General features: G+C 47.1%; 14 protein-coding genes and 1 pseudogene. 3 read left to right on the forward strand and 12 right to left on the reverse strand.

Translation table 11 applies throughout. The features are described 5' to 3' along the window. Positions 1 to 55 precede the first annotated feature (55 nt). The 9 genes and pseudogenes from FC07_RS14405 to FC07_RS14440 all read right to left on the reverse strand — a co-directional run bounded on the left by FC07_RS14405 (position 56) and on the right by FC07_RS14440 (position 9513). Positions 56 to 556, reverse strand: a complete 501-nt coding sequence (locus tag FC07_RS14405; protein ID WP_057905778.1) for a hypothetical protein — start codon at positions 554 to 556, stop codon at positions 56 to 58. 59 nt (positions 557 to 615) lie between these two features. Continuing rightward, positions 616 to 1383 carry a Cof-type HAD-IIB family hydrolase gene (locus FC07_RS14410; RefSeq protein ID WP_057905779.1) on the reverse strand — a complete coding sequence of 256 codons (768 nt, stop codon included), beginning with the start codon at positions 1381 to 1383 and terminating at the stop codon, positions 616 to 618. Beyond that, a complete protein-coding gene (gene pgmB / locus FC07_RS14415) occupies positions 1376 to 2065 on the reverse strand; it encodes a beta-phosphoglucomutase (RefSeq protein WP_057905780.1) in 690 nt (229 codons plus the stop codon). Before pgmB ends, FC07_RS14410 begins: the two co-directional genes overlap by 8 nt. Positions 2066 to 2240: 175 nt before the next feature. Next, complete coding sequence (locus FC07_RS14420) at positions 2241 to 4964, reverse strand: glycoside hydrolase family 65 protein (protein WP_057905781.1); 2724 nt, start codon at positions 4962 to 4964, stop codon at positions 2241 to 2243. 309 nt (positions 4965 to 5273) lie between these two features. Beyond that, positions 5274 to 5354 (reverse strand): annotated as a pseudogene (locus FC07_RS16375) (hypothetical protein); the annotation flags it as partial. After that, positions 5327 to 5548 carry a type II toxin-antitoxin system RelE/ParE family toxin gene (locus FC07_RS14425; protein ID WP_057905782.1) on the reverse strand — a complete coding sequence of 74 codons (222 nt, stop codon included), beginning with the start codon at positions 5546 to 5548 and terminating at the stop codon, positions 5327 to 5329. The pseudogene FC07_RS16375 and the gene FC07_RS14425, both read right to left, overlap by 28 nt. Further along, entirely contained in the window at positions 5538 to 5819 is a 282-nt protein-coding gene (locus FC07_RS14430; RefSeq protein WP_057905783.1) for a type II toxin-antitoxin system RelB/DinJ family antitoxin, read from the reverse strand. The genes FC07_RS14425 and FC07_RS14430 overlap by 11 nt, the downstream gene beginning before the upstream one ends. Before the next feature lie 121 nt (positions 5820 to 5940). Next, a complete protein-coding gene (locus tag FC07_RS14435; protein ID WP_057905784.1) occupies positions 5941 to 6402 on the reverse strand; it encodes a MarR family winged helix-turn-helix transcriptional regulator in 462 nt (153 codons plus the stop codon). A gap of 45 nt (positions 6403 to 6447) precedes the next feature. After that, positions 6448 to 9513, reverse strand: coding sequence for a YhgE/Pip domain-containing protein (locus FC07_RS14440; protein WP_057905785.1), 3066 nt, complete (start codon positions 9511 to 9513; stop codon positions 6448 to 6450). Between the two features lie 308 nt (positions 9514 to 9821). Here FC07_RS14440 and FC07_RS14445 point away from each other — a divergent pair, with 308 nt between their 5' ends. Then, positions 9822 to 10976 carry an ArgE/DapE family deacylase gene (locus tag FC07_RS14445; RefSeq protein ID WP_235807528.1) on the forward strand — a complete coding sequence of 385 codons (1155 nt, stop codon included), beginning with the start codon at positions 9822 to 9824 and terminating at the stop codon, positions 10974 to 10976. A gap of 222 nt (positions 10977 to 11198) precedes the next feature. Continuing rightward, positions 11199 to 12332 (forward strand): GGDEF domain-containing protein, encoded by a 1134-nt coding sequence (locus FC07_RS14450; RefSeq protein WP_057905786.1) that lies wholly within the window; start codon positions 11199 to 11201, stop codon positions 12330 to 12332. A gap of 64 nt (positions 12333 to 12396) precedes the next feature. Here the strand turns inward: FC07_RS14450 and FC07_RS14455 are convergent, their stop codons facing one another. Next, positions 12397 to 12966: a TetR/AcrR family transcriptional regulator gene (locus FC07_RS14455; RefSeq protein ID WP_057905787.1), complete on the reverse strand. Its 570-nt coding sequence runs from the start codon at positions 12964 to 12966 to the stop codon at positions 12397 to 12399. A 113-nt stretch (positions 12967 to 13079) separates the two neighbouring features. On the opposite strand from FC07_RS14455, the gene FC07_RS14460 reads away from it, so the two are divergent. Then, positions 13080 to 14309, forward strand: a complete 1230-nt coding sequence (locus tag FC07_RS14460) for an MFS transporter (RefSeq protein WP_235807529.1) — start codon at positions 13080 to 13082, stop codon at positions 14307 to 14309. Between the two features lie 86 nt (positions 14310 to 14395). Here the strand turns inward: FC07_RS14460 and FC07_RS14465 are convergent, their stop codons facing one another. After that, complete coding sequence (locus tag FC07_RS14465) at positions 14396 to 15202, reverse strand: tyrosine-protein phosphatase (RefSeq protein WP_057905788.1); 807 nt, start codon at positions 15200 to 15202, stop codon at positions 14396 to 14398. Positions 15203 to 15284: 82 nt separating this feature from the next. Then, entirely contained in the window at positions 15285 to 15821 is a 537-nt protein-coding gene (locus FC07_RS14470) for a CvpA family protein (RefSeq protein ID WP_083483347.1), read from the reverse strand. Positions 15822 to 15844: the final 23 nt, after the last annotated feature.

The following is a 15844-nucleotide window of genomic DNA, read 5'->3' on the forward strand; positions in this document are numbered from 1 at the left end:
TTTGTTCAAAAAAGACGCACCAACAAAATTGTCAGTCCGTCTTTCAAATCAAACCCTACACCGCCAAAATGCTGCCAAAGGTGGTGCCATTAAAGGTCACGTGGGCCATGAGTTTGCCGGGTATATCGGTGGTGTTATTTTTAAACGTAATGGTTAACTGCTGGGTCATGTTAGCCTTTCCTGCTGGGGCAAACGGTTGTGGCCCAAATAACGCCACGGCAATGCCACTGCTGGCTAAAGATTGTTTGGTTAAATCGGCTTGGCTTACCCATTTCGCTGCTTCCTGAATCGCAGCTGCTAAGCTATCCCAAGTGCCAGGGATGTTCAGTGTTGCGCTAGCAGCTTGATCAGGCAACAGTGACGCTGGGTCACCGGTTAAAGGCTGGCCTAAAACCATCACCGCTTGTTGCAACGCAACGGTTTGATCAGCAGTTGGCGCTGTGCCTTGCCGTAAGTTTTGAAGTTCAGTTGCCGTTAAACCAGTATAAATCGCCAAATCCGAATCGGTTAAAGCGCTGGTCAATAAGGCTTGGATCGTAGTTAATTTCTGCATCATCAAGTTCCCCTCTACTACGTTTTACTCTTAATAGTAGCCCAAAACCGTCACGATGCAAGCTAAATCAAGTGAAAATGCCGCAGTCCATGACCAATACCATCGTGCATGTTGTCTGTGGTCACATATTCAGCTAAGGCCTTCATTTGCGGATCGCCGTTGCCCATGACGATGGGATGATCGACCAAGCGTAACATAGGCGCATCATTCAGCGAATCACCAAAGGCATAAGTGGGGCAGTTTTCTAAGTTAGCGGCTTGTAAAAAGCGTAAAATGCCTGTGCGTTTGGACACGCCAGTGAGCATGGTATCCAGCCCGCGCACATTGTTGCGGACCAAGTCCAGTTGCCCGGCAAAGCGCTTGGTATAACGCGCTTCCTTGTCAGTGTTGTAAACAAACATAAAATTCACATCGTGGTGCCGATACCAACTGGGGTCAACAGTGGCGTCTAAGCCCAATAGCCGATAATTTTCCCGAGTGGCGGCATTTTCCTGACTTAAAGCAAAGGTGGTGTTGTTATACCAGGCCACCGGATCCCCTTGCAACCCAGCAAAATCATTAAAATCCTGCACTAAACGCGGTGGAATCACCGCTGCACTTAAGCGTTGCCCATGGTACTGAACGTAACTGCCATTGGCACTAACAATTGAATCGATTTTAGTTTGATCCAGCACATATTGCACCTCAAACACATTGCGCCCAGTGGCAATAATCGGCAACACATGCTGCGCCCGCAACGCGTCAATGGCTTGTAAAGTACTGATGGCGAGGGTTTTATCATCCTGCAACAAAGTGCCATCTAAATCAAAGAAAACCACTGCTTTAGGCATGGAAATCCCTCCGATTCATGGCCTGTTGAATATGAGGCAACGTCACGTCTTGTGTTTGGGTGAAAACCACGTCAGCCGCACGCAATTCGCATTTGTCACCAATACCGATAGCCACTTCGTCAGCGGCCTTAATGCCGGCGACTCCAGCTGCCGCATCTTCAAACCCCATACAAGCAGCTGGCGGCAAATGAATGCTAGCGGCCGCTTTCACGAAAATCTCTGGATCAGGCTTGCCGTGGGTTAACGTTGCGGGATCCACCACATTTGGGAAATAAGCCGTTAGCCCTAAATTTTGTAACACCCGCGGCGCATTTTTGGAAGCCGACGCCAGTGCAATACGATAGCCTTTTTGGGCTAAATCATCTAACAAGGCTTGCATCCCAGGCAAAATATCGGCTGGTGTCAAGGTGTCTACTAAGGCCAAATAATGCTGATTCTTTTCCGTCGCCAGTCGCTCTTTTTCACCTTGGGTAAAATTCTGTTCCAAATGACCGTGTTTCAAAATCAGCTCCAACGCTGCCATGCGGCCAATCCCTTTCAGACTTTCTTGTAACGCGTCATCCCAACTGATGCCCACTTGATCAGCGATTTGCCGCCAAGCCTGGGTATGAAAGCGCGCCGTATCGGTAATCACACCATCAAGATCAAAGATGGCGCCTTTAATTTGATTAAATGTTGTCATAAATTCGACCTCCTAAATGCTCTACTGACTATTTTGCTACCGCAAAATCCTATTTCGGAGGATGTCCATTCCCTCGGGCGAAGTGCACCACGAGGGAAACATGGCTCCTCCTAAGTTCTCTAAGGGCTATTTTGCCAACGCAAAATCTTATTTCAAAAGACTGGCCAGTCCCTTCTTATTGCACGTACGTCACCGTCTGCTGTTCATTGGCCTTGAGGGGCACCATTTTAGTCCCCACTTGCACCGTTAAGTCTTGATCTGCAGTAAGTTTTAACTGGTGGTGCGCTACTTGAACCGCAATGCCAGTGCCTTGAAATTGTAGGTGATACTGGACGTTTCGCCAACGACTGGGCAACCGGGGTTCAAACCGGACCACGTCGCCTAAAAGAGCCACACCGCCGTACAAGGTCATTTCAACATTTAAAACCGCGCCCATCACGCCTAAATGAATCCCTTCAGCAGTGGTGCCGCCTTGAATGTCATAGTAATCAGAAAACAGGGCCTGGTGAAATAACTTCCAAGACTGATCTCGCCGTCCAACCAACCGGGTTAAAACGGCGTAAACAATGCGTGACAACGTGGAGCCGTGGGTGGTGCGGTCTAAATAAAACTGCAAATTCTGGGCAAAATAATCTTTTGGCAATTGATAGCCCATATCCTGGATCACCCCGTCTAAGGTCGCCCGATCTAACAGGAAAAAGGCCATTAGCGTATCGGCCTGTTTGGCCACTTGATACGCATCTGGTGTTTTGCCTTCCGCTTTTAAGATCCGATCTAGTCGGGAAATGTCACCGTACTTTTGCCGGTAGCTGTCAAAGTTAAGGGTGGGTAATGCAAAGTAACCTGCAAACTGACCAATAATGCCTTGGTCATTGATCACCAGCGTCAGCCGCCGTCGAACCTTATTCAGTTGCTCTAAATCGGTTAACGCAAAATCGGCCTTTTCAGCAGCCGCTTGGAACACCGCGTCGCTGAATTGCGGCCGTAACTGACCAATCAGTTTAAACAGCCAAGCCACCATCATGTTGGTGTACGCATTATCCGTTAGCCCTTCTGCATCACGGTTTGGGTAGCGTTCATGAAATTCATCTGGGCCCATCACCCCAGCAATATGATACCGCTTGGTTTCGGCATCATATTGGGTCATACTTAACCAGAACTTGGCAATCGACAGCAGCATTTCCAAACCATAATCCTGCATAAAAGCCTGATCTTGGTTTAAATGCCAGTACAACCACACATTGTAAGCCACCGCTAAAGACACATGTCGTTGCCGCCGACTTTCATCCGGATCCCATTGATTGGTTAACGGGTTTAAATGGACAAATTGCGACTGCTCATCGCCTTTCATCCCAGACTGCCACGGGTACATGGCACCTTGATAGCCTTCACTGGCCGCATAAGTGCGAGCAGCGTCTAACCGGCGGTAACGGTAACACAACATGGCGCGAGCGATTTTAGGCGCCTGCATGGCATAAAACGGCATGACAAACATTTCATCCCAAAAAACATGGCCCCGATAGGCTTCGCCGTGCAACCCACGGGCGCCCACTGACGCATCCAACTGATCAGACGCCAGCGCAGTGCCGGTGACAAACAAATGAAACACATTAACACGGCTAAGTTTTTGACTAATGGTATCGCCAGCAATTTTAAAATCAGCTTGTTGCCACACTTTTTGGTAAAATGCAGCGGTGCTTTGGGCCGTATCTGCATAAGAACTGGCACTTAATTCCGCCCACGTTAGGTCCTCTAGCGCAGACCGTTCACTTTCACGACTGGTAAAAATCGTCACATTTTTATCAACCATGTAAGTCTGACCTGGCTGAACCTCTAAATCAACGGTTTGCTTTAACGACTTGGCTGCCGTGGTGGTCACCACCTGATTGGTAACATCCTGCTGCGGTGAGGTCAGCTGACTGCCGATCACAAACTGCACGTTAGATGTTTTTGTGGTCCCCGTTAGCAACGCTTGATTGGCGGCACTGGCCATACCGGTGACCTCAAAATGATGCTGATCAAATTGGGCATAGCGCGCCACATTGCCATTGATCACACTCCCATCAATGGTGGCAGTCACTTGCAAACTGCCCGCAAAGTTCAAAGGGGTCACAGCGTAACGAATGGTAAACCGATGCCAATTGTGCATATCCGCCACTTTCGTCGCCTGAACCATTAATTGATGGCCCGTACTCAAGCCCACCATTAAGGTGGTGGTTAGCTGCCCCGTTTTCAGATCTAGGCTGCGGTAAATATCCCGAATATTGCGCTGCTGGATCTTAAATGGGTTCTCGTGATCGATACCCACGGCCAGCGCCTGCGCATTGGGTAAATTCACCAGATCCTCATTGACCACTTCCCGGCCGTTGATCGTGGTGGTATTTTGATTGTAGACCCCAGCCACATACAGCCCTGGGTAGTTGTCCGCATCGGCCTGGGCCTCTACATAAGCCCCACGTAAGCCTAAAAAGCCGTTGCCAATGGTCAACATGGCTTCCTGACCGTAATTGCGCTTGCCTTGATATTGGCCGTAATAATCCAAATGCCAACTGTTAGCCGCCTGCTTTTGTTGCAACGCTTTGGCCAGCCCAATTTGCTTAATCGTCGGTAACGCTAATACCGGCACGTTAAACATGTTAGTCAGTGCAAGCCCAATATCAATCCGCTGGTGATGAAGCCCCACGATCGTATCCGAAAAAGGGTACTGCAATGGATTTTCAATCACAATGGCGTCAAACTGAATGCCGACTAACTTCACCCGAATGTTCTCAAGATTTTCGCCAATCGTCTGATCGGCATCGTAGTTCACCATGATCTGTTGTGGCTGCGCGTCCACCTGATTGGCCGTAAAACTCATCTCGATTGCATCATCCATAATCTTCAAGGAAACTGTCTTCAACTCAATCTTCCTCTCTTTTATTTTCATGAAAATCCCTTCATGGTTACCCTAACGCGCCTTGACGACAATCTCAAATATTGACACTTATAGCCTTTAAAATCAAAAAAAGTACCTTAATTTCTGATGTTTCAAGTTAAGTTTTGGGGATCATCCTAACATGTTGGCTAACCAAAAAAGACTGACCGAGACAACGATTCCGTCATCTCGGTCAGTCTTCACTTATCAAGCAATATACGCCGCAATTTTGTAACACAACACATGATTCAGCAAACGAAAACCACGTTCAGTCGTGCTTTTCTAATGCTTGCGTTATTCAATTCCTAGCACGTCGCGGTGCGTTCCGGTTGCAAGTAATCGCAACGTTACACGATTATTTTCGATTTGATACCTGAGTAACCAGTCCCCGGACCCTCCGACATGTAACTCGCGATCACTTTTAAATCATGATCCGACTGCGCTTTAAGGGTAGTTGCATCGTTTTCAACGATTGCAATAATCGCTGCATCTAACGTCGCCATCGAGTAGCCACGCTTTTGACACGCTTTATATTGTTTTTTAAAGGTTTTTGTTCGCTTAATCTTCATCGTGTAGATCCTTCAATAAATCTTGGACATTATCAAATGTTTGATACTCACCTCGCGCTATTTCTTGGTGGGCCTGTTGTGTCGCAATATCTAACGGATCAAGCATTGTCATTTCTCTTGGAATCGCCTGATTACGAACCAGTGTTTTATAAAGGACACTTAAAATCATGCTTGGCGTATAGCCAAGTTCACTTAACACTTGATTGCCCTTTTTCTTTAATTCGGGATCGATTCGAGCATTAAAACGACCATTATTTTGTTTTGTTGGCATTTATGGCACCTCACTTTGCGTTTCCACTGTACTTTCAAAGGATGACAATTTCAATTATCTAGCCCTGCTTTAACCACACCAAAAAACCAATCACCGTCACCGATGATTGGTTTTTTTGGCGCTAAGCCTTGGGTGTGCCTTGGCCTTTGCGAATGATTTTTTCACCGACCTCTTCCATAATGGAAAGCAGGTCGTTGGCTTTATCGCTACCGAGCATGTCCACCCAGCCTTCAAAGACTTTGCGGATGGCTTGGTTGATCTTTGTGGTGACTTGCTTGCCTTCCGGTGTTAACCGAAGGTAAAGTCGCCGGCGATCAATTGGATCGCGTTCTTGTACCAAGTAGTGATGATCAAGCATCACTTTGATCTGCCGTGAAATGGCCGCGCGGGTAACCCCGCGTTTAGCCGCAATATCCGACATCCCGACTTGTTCGCTATTTTCAACATCCCGCATAATCAAAAACTGTTCAAAAGACAATTTGTAACGCTTCGTTGGTTCAGAAACCAAGTCACCGATGTACTTAAACACCGACATGTAAACGTTAATATACTTTTCAAGTAATGCGTCGTTTTTCTCTGCCATTCGAATCACCATTCATTTTGATTTGTTAATCCTAGCGTACCATATTTAGTCGGCTTTAGGGGCAATAACCCCTTTTTTAATGATCAATGGCAAGATAAAGATTGCGGCAAAGACAAATAAGATAAAGGTGCTGAACGCTGGTCCAGTGGCTAAGTTGTTTAAGGCATAATTCAGACCGTTTAACAAGTAAGTCCCTGGTAAAATGGCGCTTAAGCCTTGGTATAACCCAGACAACATATCGCCTGGCAATAAGCCACCTGAAATGATCAATTGGACAAAGAGAATGGCCAAGGTTGCCAAAACGCCCAACGTACCCCACCAACGATCGAAACTGAATACGATCAAGGTAAAGACGGCGCTACCTAAGATCAAGAAACCAAGGTAAGCAACAGGGTTCGCCATGCTAACGCCCATTAAGGCGGTGACAACGGCGATACCAATGGCCTGTAAGACCACTGCAGCCCCAACATAACCTAATTTATTGGTTAATGGTTGCGCTTGGAAACTGTTGCTGTAACGGTTAAAGCCTAATTCCGTTAAAACAGCCCCAATGAATAAGACCATAAAGATCACAAGTGGTGCTAAAACAGACATTAACGGCTTGTTCAAGTTGTCCGCTTGCGTTGAATTCTTAACCGGTGAAACAAAGTGATTCACGTTGGCCGTGCTGGTATTCAAGCCACTGACTTGCTTGGCACCATCCGCTAACTTGCTGTTTAACGTGGTCACCCCTGCGCCAACTTGACTTAACCCAGATTGCACTTGGTTTGAGCCATCTGCTAATTGGCTGGCCCCTGATTGGGCTTGATCGGCCCCATCGGCTAATTGACCAGCACCACTGACTAATTTACTGCTGTTGGCGGTTAATTGACTGCCACCGGCAACCACTTGGTCAGAGCCACTGACCAGTTGATTGACCCCACTGACTAAAGCAGGCACTTTGCCATTCAGTTGGCCTAACCCAGTTGCTAACTGGCCGGCACCGCTGACTAATTGGCTGGAAGCACTGGTTAACTGACTACCACCGCTGGTTAATTGACCAGACGCACTGTTCAATTGGCTGGCGCCACTGTTTAATTGACCTTCAGCACTAAATAATTGACTGGAAGCACTGGTCAAAGCAGGTGTATTGGCATTTAATGTGCTGGCACCGCTGGCGGCTGTATCCACACCGCTGGTATACTGTTGGATCCCAGCAACAAGTTGGCCGATCTGGCTACTAAAGTTAGACTTGTTAATCGTGGCATTGATCGTGGCTTCACTGGATAAATCAACGCCAGAACCATTCACACTACTATTTAATTGAGTGGCAATGTTGGCTGATTTAGCTGAAGCTGCTTGTAACTGTTGCAAACTGCTGCTTAACGTGGTCATTTGTGCTGGCAACGTCTTCAGCAAGGCAACTGAATCAGATAAATTGCTGGTTTGCGTGAGTAACGTATCGGAATCATTTAACAAGGTGTTCATACCACTTAACTCTTGTTTCAAAGTGGCGACTTCGCTGTCACTCGGTAATTGGTTAATAATAGCCTTCAGACTGGTTAAATCAGGCACTTCCATACTGCCGACGCCTTTTTGTAAGGTCGTCAACGTGCTGCTAATGCCGCCTAAGTTATTATTAATATTTTGATTCCCGCTGTTCACAATGCTTTGGGCTTCTTGCTTGATCGTAGCTGACGCATCTGGATCGTCCACGATTTTTTGAGCGGTGGTGATTTCTGACCGTTGTAAGCCGGTAGCCATCCCGTTCTTCAAGCCAATTTGAACCAAAGAACTCTTAATAGTTGCTTGCGCTGACGTTAATTCAGAAGCCTTACTCATTAGATCATTGGCCGATGTTTTAGCGGTTTGTAGCCCGTCTAACAAGGTGACCATTTTATTCAATTCAGGTTCGATTGCTTTGGCTTGATCCACTTGCGTCTTCAAGGCTGCCGCTTGTTCGATCAAACTATCAAATTTCGCCGTTTCTGTACTCAACTTGCTCATATTGCTGGCATTATCGCTTAAAGCTTCATTGACTTCATTTAAGCCAGAATTGATCTTACCATTATAAGCCGCCAGCCCTGCAATCGCAGCTGGCATTTGTTTGCCTGCGCTGGCTAAGGTGTTGGTGCCGTTGTTTAACGTACTTGAATTAGCGCTTAACGTGCTTAACCCACTGTTTAATTGGCTGACACCGCTGGTATATTGATTCACCCCAGTGGCGTACTTGTTCACACCGCTAGTATACTGGCCCACGCCATTCACGTAAGTCCCGACCCCAGTGGTATATTGACCCACACCGGTGGTATATTGGCCGATCCCCGTGTTCAAAGTGTTTGAACCAGAGGCTAATTGTTGGACCCCACTGGCTAAAGCAGGTGTGCTACTTTGCAAGGTTTTCAGCCCTTCATTTAATTGCACGTTTCCCGCCGCCAAAGTGTCCACACCGTCAGTATACGTGATCAAACCGTCTTCTAACGTTTTACCGCCAGCTTTAAATTCAACCATTTTATCGGCTAACGTTTCTAAGTTACTGGCCACTTTTTTGTTACCGGCTAACAACTGATCCGTACCACTTTTCAGCTTCTTCGTGCCGTCATGGGCTTGGCTAACACCAGTGCCCAACTGCTTGATCGAGCTTAACATGGTTTGATCATAAGCCTGTTGCACGTTGGCAACCACTTCGGACCGTAACTTGTCCGCTACTTGACTGGTGATCAAATGGGACGCAAAGTTGTTATGGTCTGATAACGACACATTAATTTGACTGGTCTTCGGCTTTTTGCTTAAGGCCGTCGTCGCATTTTTTGAGAAATCACGTGGTAAGGTGACTTTCATCAAATAAGTGCCATCTTCCAGCTTTTTGTCAGCCGTTGCTTCTGAAACAAAATGCCAAGTCACTTGGTGATTGTGTTTCAGTTTCTTTTCAACACCAGTCCCTAAGGCAACCACTTTGCCTTGAAATTTTGCATTTTGATCGTTATCGACAACGGCGACATTAATGTTACTGGTACTATTCCGTTGTTCATATGAGACAAAGTTCATTGCAATAAATAATAATAGCAATGGAATCACGACCACTAACCCCAATAGTAGTATTTGCCGTGAATGATTCTTAATGGTTTGCATCAGCGTTTAGCCACCCCAAAGTAGATTTGTTAACTGGCTATATAGTTCATGCCGTTAACCTATTGCTATTATCCACCTATTTTTTTCAATGTCAAACCCTGATTTGCCTAAAAAACCGCTAGAAAAGCGCTTTAGAACAGTTTTTACGGCTGTTGGCACCTGCTGTCACAATTAACAGTCCCACTTCAAAACAAGCGCCTACTTTTGATGGCAACCACCAATGGGCGCCTTTTAAAAAATTTTCAAACACACCCTCAAAATTCTGCTATTATAGAGGTAACTTAATGTGAAGACAGAAAGGATAGATTGTGGTGGAGCAAAAAAATGCTTTGTCGATCCTTCAACGACTGATCCAAATTCAGTCGATCAACCAAAATGAAGCGGCCGTTGCTGATTATATTGCGGACCTGTTTCATCCTTATGCGGCGGCGCAAGTCACCCGGGTGGAATACAGTCCTGGCCGGACGAACTTAATTATTACCATTACTGGCACAGCCCCAGGTAAGATCCTCGGCTTTTCTGGCCATATGGATGTGGTGGCACCAGGCAACCCGCAAGCTTGGCAATACCCCCCATTTAGTGGTCAGATCACACCAGATCGGGTTTACGGGCGTGGCGCTACCGATATGAAGGGTGGCTTAGCCGCCGCGATTTGTGTGCTGTTAGACTTATTAGCCGCTGGCACCCCGTTTAAGGGCCAGATCCGCTTATTCGCCACTGTGGGTGAAGAAACCGGTGAATACGGTGCGGCACAACTCACCAAGCAAGGCTTTGCTGATGATTTGGACGCCTTGATCATCGGTGAGCCTAGCCAGTTAAAGGTGGAATACACCCATCGCGGCGTCATCGATTATACGGTGATGGCCCAAGGAAAAGGCGCGCACAGTGCCCGACCTGAATTAGGTGTGAACGCCATTGAAAAGTTATTGCAGTTTTATCCACGCATGGCGGCCTTAATGGCGACGAAAACCGAGGTCGACCCGGTTTTAGGACCGTTACTCCATAATGTGACGCTGATTTCCGGTGGCGACCAGATCAATAGCATCCCTGCCCGCGCCATGTTATCCGGTAACTTACGCACGATTCCTGCCTATCCCATCAAGGATCTGATGCAGGAAATGACCGCGCTGGTCACCGAACTGAACAAAAATGAAGATACCGCGCTTAAAATCAGCTTCCATTATCCTGAAAGTCCTTTGCCCGGCAATCCTAAGGCGCCGTTTGTGCAGCTGGTGCAAAAAATTGCGGCGCAAACCTTACAACACAAAGTACCTTTAGTGGCCGATGTTGGCGCCACAGAAGCGTCAGAATACATTCACGCTGCGAAACGTTTCCCAATCGTGATTTTTGGACCTGGTAATGATTCCAGCCATCAAGTGGACGAATATATTTTGATCAAAGATTACCTCAATGCCATTCGGATTTATCATCAAGTCATGGTCCAGTTTTTAAACGCTGACTAACCAAATGACCTGATTCCGTAATTTACTGGAATCAGGTCATTTTTGCTTGATTGGTCTGAACCAGTCAAGCTCTTTTGAAACATCAATCAAATAACAATTACCGCTATGGGGAAACTGTGCTAATCTAAAAATATCAGTCTGTTTAATGAACGATTAAACTGATTTTGACACGATCCACTTGTCGCCAAACCGTAAAAACAGCTTTTAACTGGGGAAAAAATTATGACATTAACCGAAATAAGTACATCGTTTATCTTAACATTGCTCACTGACTGCCTTGTGATGGTCGGTGCGATCTCATTTTTTTATTGGCTCAATGCCAGTACCGCAGCGGCTTTTGTAGTGGCTCACCGGCGCCCGCTCGTCATACTGACAGGGTGTGGCTTTGTACTCTATTTATTGGCCCGAATTGTAAACACCCTTTACACGCAGCCAATACCACCTACACCCTATTGGTCAGCCCTGAACCTGCTGGTCATCACCGGCTACCTGCTTAACTTGCGGCTGGGCTTTCGTTGGCAAGCACCAGTGGCTGCCGGTTTGATGGCACTTTGTTATCTCATCTTCGGCGCACCTTGGTCGCTCATTGGTGGCCTTGCTGTGGTCGTTGCGGCTGGGGCGCTTTATTGGACCCAAACGCAACACAATACCCAGCAACGCCTTAAGCGGTATGCCGGCCTGATTGTCGTTGCCGCAGCCGTCCTCACACTGGTCAGTCAATTTCATTTAGGTCAGTACGACTTACAATTTTGGTTACGACAAGTCGGTGCCATGCTGGTGTTAGGCGCATTATGTTTAGAATTTGATCAACTGATGGACACAACTCGGCAACGAACCGATAAAATGCATGCACTCACCACCATTGACGAGCTGACTGGCGTCCACAATTTTGGCACCTTTAATCAAAGATTAGATACCTTATTTACACAATTTCAAAAAGACGGCCAACCTTACTCAGTATTCGAAGGCGACTTAGACCACTTTAAACAAATTAACGATACCTACGGCCATCTTAGTGGCAATGCCGTATTACGCCAACTGGCCTTAGAACTGGATGCTTTTGCAGACACCTTGCCGTTTCCCGCAACGGCTTACCGACTGGGTGGTGAAGAAATCGCCATTATCGCCTGCACCACCTTGAATCACCAGCAAGCCATGCAAATTGGTGAACGCTTTTTGGAACTGCTCAAATTGGTGCGTTTTCCAGATGCTGACCCAAATCTGACCATTACTTGTTCGATTGGCCAAGCCCACGTGGAAAAAGGTGATTACAGTGCCAACGACGTTTACAAAAAAGCTGACCGCAACCTTTACGCTGCCAAACAAAGTGGGCGGAACCGGGTTCATGCCCAATGAGCTGACACACAATCAGAAATAGCCTGATGAACTTGGTTTTCAAAGTTCACAAGGCTATTTTTATTTAGTCTGATGACCGTCGTAACTGGGCTAAATACGTGGTCACCACTGCCTGAAAGCTCTCATCAGCCGTCAGCACATCTTTTTGAAAGTACCCGAGCTGGCTTAAATTAATGTACCCGTGCATGAGACTGCGTAAACTGCGGCTGGCAATTAACAGCTCACGGTCGTCCCTTACCATCGGCCGCAAGATTTTGGATAACAGATTGGTATTCTCATGGCCCGCCTCGGTTAACGCAGCATTATGAAAACTGGGGACGGTGTTCAACAATTCGTACACCGCTGCGTGCGCCTGCGCAAATTGGCGGTAGGTCAGTGCGTACGTCATTAAGGCTGCTTCGCCGGCCTGGCCAACTAACGCTGTGGTCAACGCTTGATTTAACGCGCGGTGTAATTGAATCGCCGTTTGGACCTGCAAATCGCGCAGATTTTTGAAATGATTATACAGCGATGGCGGCTTGATCTGCAGGCGTTCCGCAATGCGGGGAAACGTCACTTTCGTCAGCCCAAGCTCCGTCGCTAATGTCATATAAGTTGCAATAATTTTCTGTGGCGTTAAATCTCGTTTTACCATTTGCTCACCTTCTCGATGCTATTTTAGCATAGCTCACACAAAACTACTAACAGAAGTTGACAGACTACGATTAGTAGTTTATAGTTTGGACGATTAGAAAGAAGGCGACTGACGTGCGCACCTTGCGGCAAAAATTGACCCACTTCGAGCTCTGGCAACGTGATCTTGTGATCCTCTGGTTTGGCAGCTTTATGACTGGCATTGGCGGCAGCCTGATTGCCCCTTTTCTCTCGCTGTACATCGACACCCTGGGCACTTTTACCAAACAACAATTGAATTTTCAAAGTGGTTTGATCTTCGCCAGTACCTACCTGATGACCGCAATTGTATCCCCACTTTGGGGGAAGCTAGCGGATCAATACGGTCGGCGGCCAATGCTGATTCGGGCCAGCGCCGGCATGGCAATCACCATTTTTCTAATGGGGTTTGTCACTAACACCTGGCAGCTGTTGCTGTTGCGCTTGCTGCTAGGCGCCTTTTCGGGTTTCACTAGCAACTCGATTGCCCTGATGGCCATTATCACCCCGAAGGAAAAATCCGGACAGGTGCTGGGCACCTTATCCACCAGCACCGTTGCGGGAATGCTGCTAGGCCCGCTAGCCGGCGGTATTATTGTGGCCCACACAGGCTACCGCGTTGTCTTCTGGCTCACCGGCGTGATCATGTTGCTTGTGTTTCTGCTGACGATTTGCTTGGTACAGGAATACTTTACCCGACACACCGACCAGCCAGCCCCTTCTTTTAAAGCGGTGCGACAAAGCCTGCCCCAGCCCCGCATTATTCTCGGCATGGTGCTTACTACAATGATTATCCAAATCACCGATAAGTCGATTTCACCTATTTTAAGCTTGTACGTGCGGGAACTGGTTCAGCAGCCTGGTCAAGTCACGATTTTTAGTGGCATCGTTGCCTCGGCGCCAGGCCTGGTCATGCTCTTTTTTGCACCACTGTTTGGCCGTATTGGGGATCGTATTGGCCAGTATAAAATCCTACTATTTGGCCTGATTGCCTCTTTGCTTTTTTACCTGCTGCTGGGATTGACCCACAATATTTGGCAAGTCATCACGCTACGCCTGTTGATCGGCATCAGTGATGCTGCACTAGCCCCTAGCGTCCAAATCATCCTTTCGAAAAATACGCCGGTTGCGGTGACAGGCCGTATTTTCAGTTATAACCAAACCATGCAATCGGTAGGTGCGATCATCGGCCCGCTGATTGGCGCCACCGTCGCGGCAAGCAGCGGTTACCGTTACATCTTTTTCTCCGCCGCTATTTTCATTAGCCTCAACTTATTAAACTACTTCAGTAACTTCCACCAGCTTAAAACGGAAAGCAACGGTTAAATTGCCTTGCCTTTCAGAAGGCTAACCTAAAACGACTACGCAAAAAAGCAGGTCTTTCATCAACTGATGAAAAGCCTGCTTTTCGATTATTGTAAATAAAGTTGCTGTAAATCTCGAATATCTCCGGCACTCAGGGCCAATTCCTGCTGCAAGAATGCTGACACACTGCCGGCTTCAGCTTTAATTTCTTTTAAAGCGGTATTTAAATAATCCGGATGGACTGTTAACAAAGCATGGATATTTTGGAGCACATCTTCTGAAGCATCGGCAGCTTTTAATTCTGCCAACCGTTTTTCAATGTGCGGCGCAGCCGTTTGATTCGTTAAGAGATAATCTTGCCAAATCACTTCCGGCGCCACCCCTAATGCCGTTTCAAACAAAACAGCGCCTAACCCAGTCCGATCTTTACCTGCGGTACAATGGAACAAAACCGCTTCGTCTGGATTGGTATTACTTAACAAGGTTGCAAAAAACTGCCGGTAAGTTTGCTTGGCATGCGGATCTGCTACTAAATTATGATAAACCTGCAACATGTGCTGGTGGGCACTGTTCGGTTGATTTTGATAACGTTGCTTTAATTCATCAATGGTCTGTGAATTTTGCGTTTGATCATAGTCAAAAACAGGTCGATATTGGTAAACGGCTTGATCAGGAACCCGATCTGGCTGCCGTTCCACTTCATCCCGTGACCGAAAATCCACATCCCAGCGAACCCCATAATCAGTTAAAAAGGCGAGATCATGGGCATCTAAGTTGCCTAAAAGCCCCGAACGCAACACTTTATGCGTTTTGATCTGCCGACCATCTTGCGTCGGGTACCCGCCTAATTCACGGAAGTTATCACCAGTGGTAATGGGAAGCGCTTGGGGGTGCAATGCTGTTTTTTCTTGCATAGGACGAATCAACCTGCTTTCTCAAATAGAATTTGTTGCTATTTCACTCTATCAGATTTGACGCCACTTGACAAAAGCTTAGCTAAATCGAACTTGATGTACTGTCCGTATCACTGGTGTTGGTATTGTCTGTGCTACCCGTTGGGAAAAAGTATTTTTGTAGCAACTGCTCACCAACTTGTGGTGTTTTCGTGATCATGGCCTGGGCCACCACTGATTCCTTTAGCTGCGCCTGCCATTGTGCGTTGGGAATTACGGTGCTGACCAACAACACCACAAACAAAATCAAATAAGTGATCACTACTCCGACGGCGCCGCCGGCAATGCTATTCACTTGTTTGATCACCGGCAAAAATGTGACCACCCGCGACAAGCGCCCTAAATAATGAATGGCGATCCAGCCAATACTGGTGAGTAACATAAACGCCACACTATACGAGACGCTAGCCAACGTCAACCACCGCTCTAGCTGTGCCCCTAACGCACTGGCATAAGTCCGGGCAAAAACCAAAACTAAAATATAACCGGCGGCATAAATCAATTCTAACACCAGCCCGCGCCGAAACCCGCGGAACAGGGCATGCCCCAGTAAAATTAAGATTACAATGGTTAAAATCATGTCATCGACCTCATTTTAAAATT

The organism is Loigolactobacillus bifermentans DSM 20003 (assembly GCF_001434575.1).
GTDB lineage: Bacteria > Bacillota > Bacilli > Lactobacillales > Lactobacillaceae > Loigolactobacillus > Loigolactobacillus bifermentans.

What these genes read in the sequence shown, in the direction of transcription:
- FC07_RS14405 (WP_057905778.1), bottom strand. Translation starts at nt 556, where the DNA reads ATGATGCAGAAATTAACTACGATCCAAGCCTTATTGACCAGCGCTTTA.
- FC07_RS14410 (WP_057905779.1), bottom strand. Translation starts at nt 1,383, where the DNA reads ATGCCTAAAGCAGTGGTTTTCTTTGATTTAGATGGCACTTTGTTGCAG.
- pgmB (WP_057905780.1), bottom strand. Translation starts at nt 2,065, where the DNA reads ATGACAACATTTAATCAAATTAAAGGCGCCATCTTTGATCTTGATGGT.
- FC07_RS14425 (WP_057905782.1), bottom strand. Translation starts at nt 5,548, where the DNA reads ATGAAGATTAAGCGAACAAAAACCTTTAAAAAACAATATAAAGCGTGT.
- FC07_RS14430 (WP_057905783.1), bottom strand. Translation starts at nt 5,819, where the DNA reads ATGCCAACAAAACAAAATAATGGTCGTTTTAATGCTCGAATCGATCCC.
- FC07_RS14435 (WP_057905784.1), bottom strand. Translation starts at nt 6,402, where the DNA reads ATGGCAGAGAAAAACGACGCATTACTTGAAAAGTATATTAACGTTTAC.
- FC07_RS14440 (WP_057905785.1), bottom strand. Translation starts at nt 9,513, where the DNA reads ATGCAAACCATTAAGAATCATTCACGGCAAATACTACTATTGGGGTTA.
- FC07_RS14450 (WP_057905786.1), top strand. Translation starts at nt 11,199, where the DNA reads ATGACATTAACCGAAATAAGTACATCGTTTATCTTAACATTGCTCACT.
- FC07_RS14455 (WP_057905787.1), bottom strand. Translation starts at nt 12,966, where the DNA reads ATGGTAAAACGAGATTTAACGCCACAGAAAATTATTGCAACTTATATG.
- FC07_RS14465 (WP_057905788.1), bottom strand. Translation starts at nt 15,202, where the DNA reads ATGCAAGAAAAAACAGCATTGCACCCCCAAGCGCTTCCCATTACCACT.
- FC07_RS14470 (WP_083483347.1), bottom strand. Translation starts at nt 15,821, where the DNA reads ATGATTTTAACCATTGTAATCTTAATTTTACTGGGGCATGCCCTGTTC.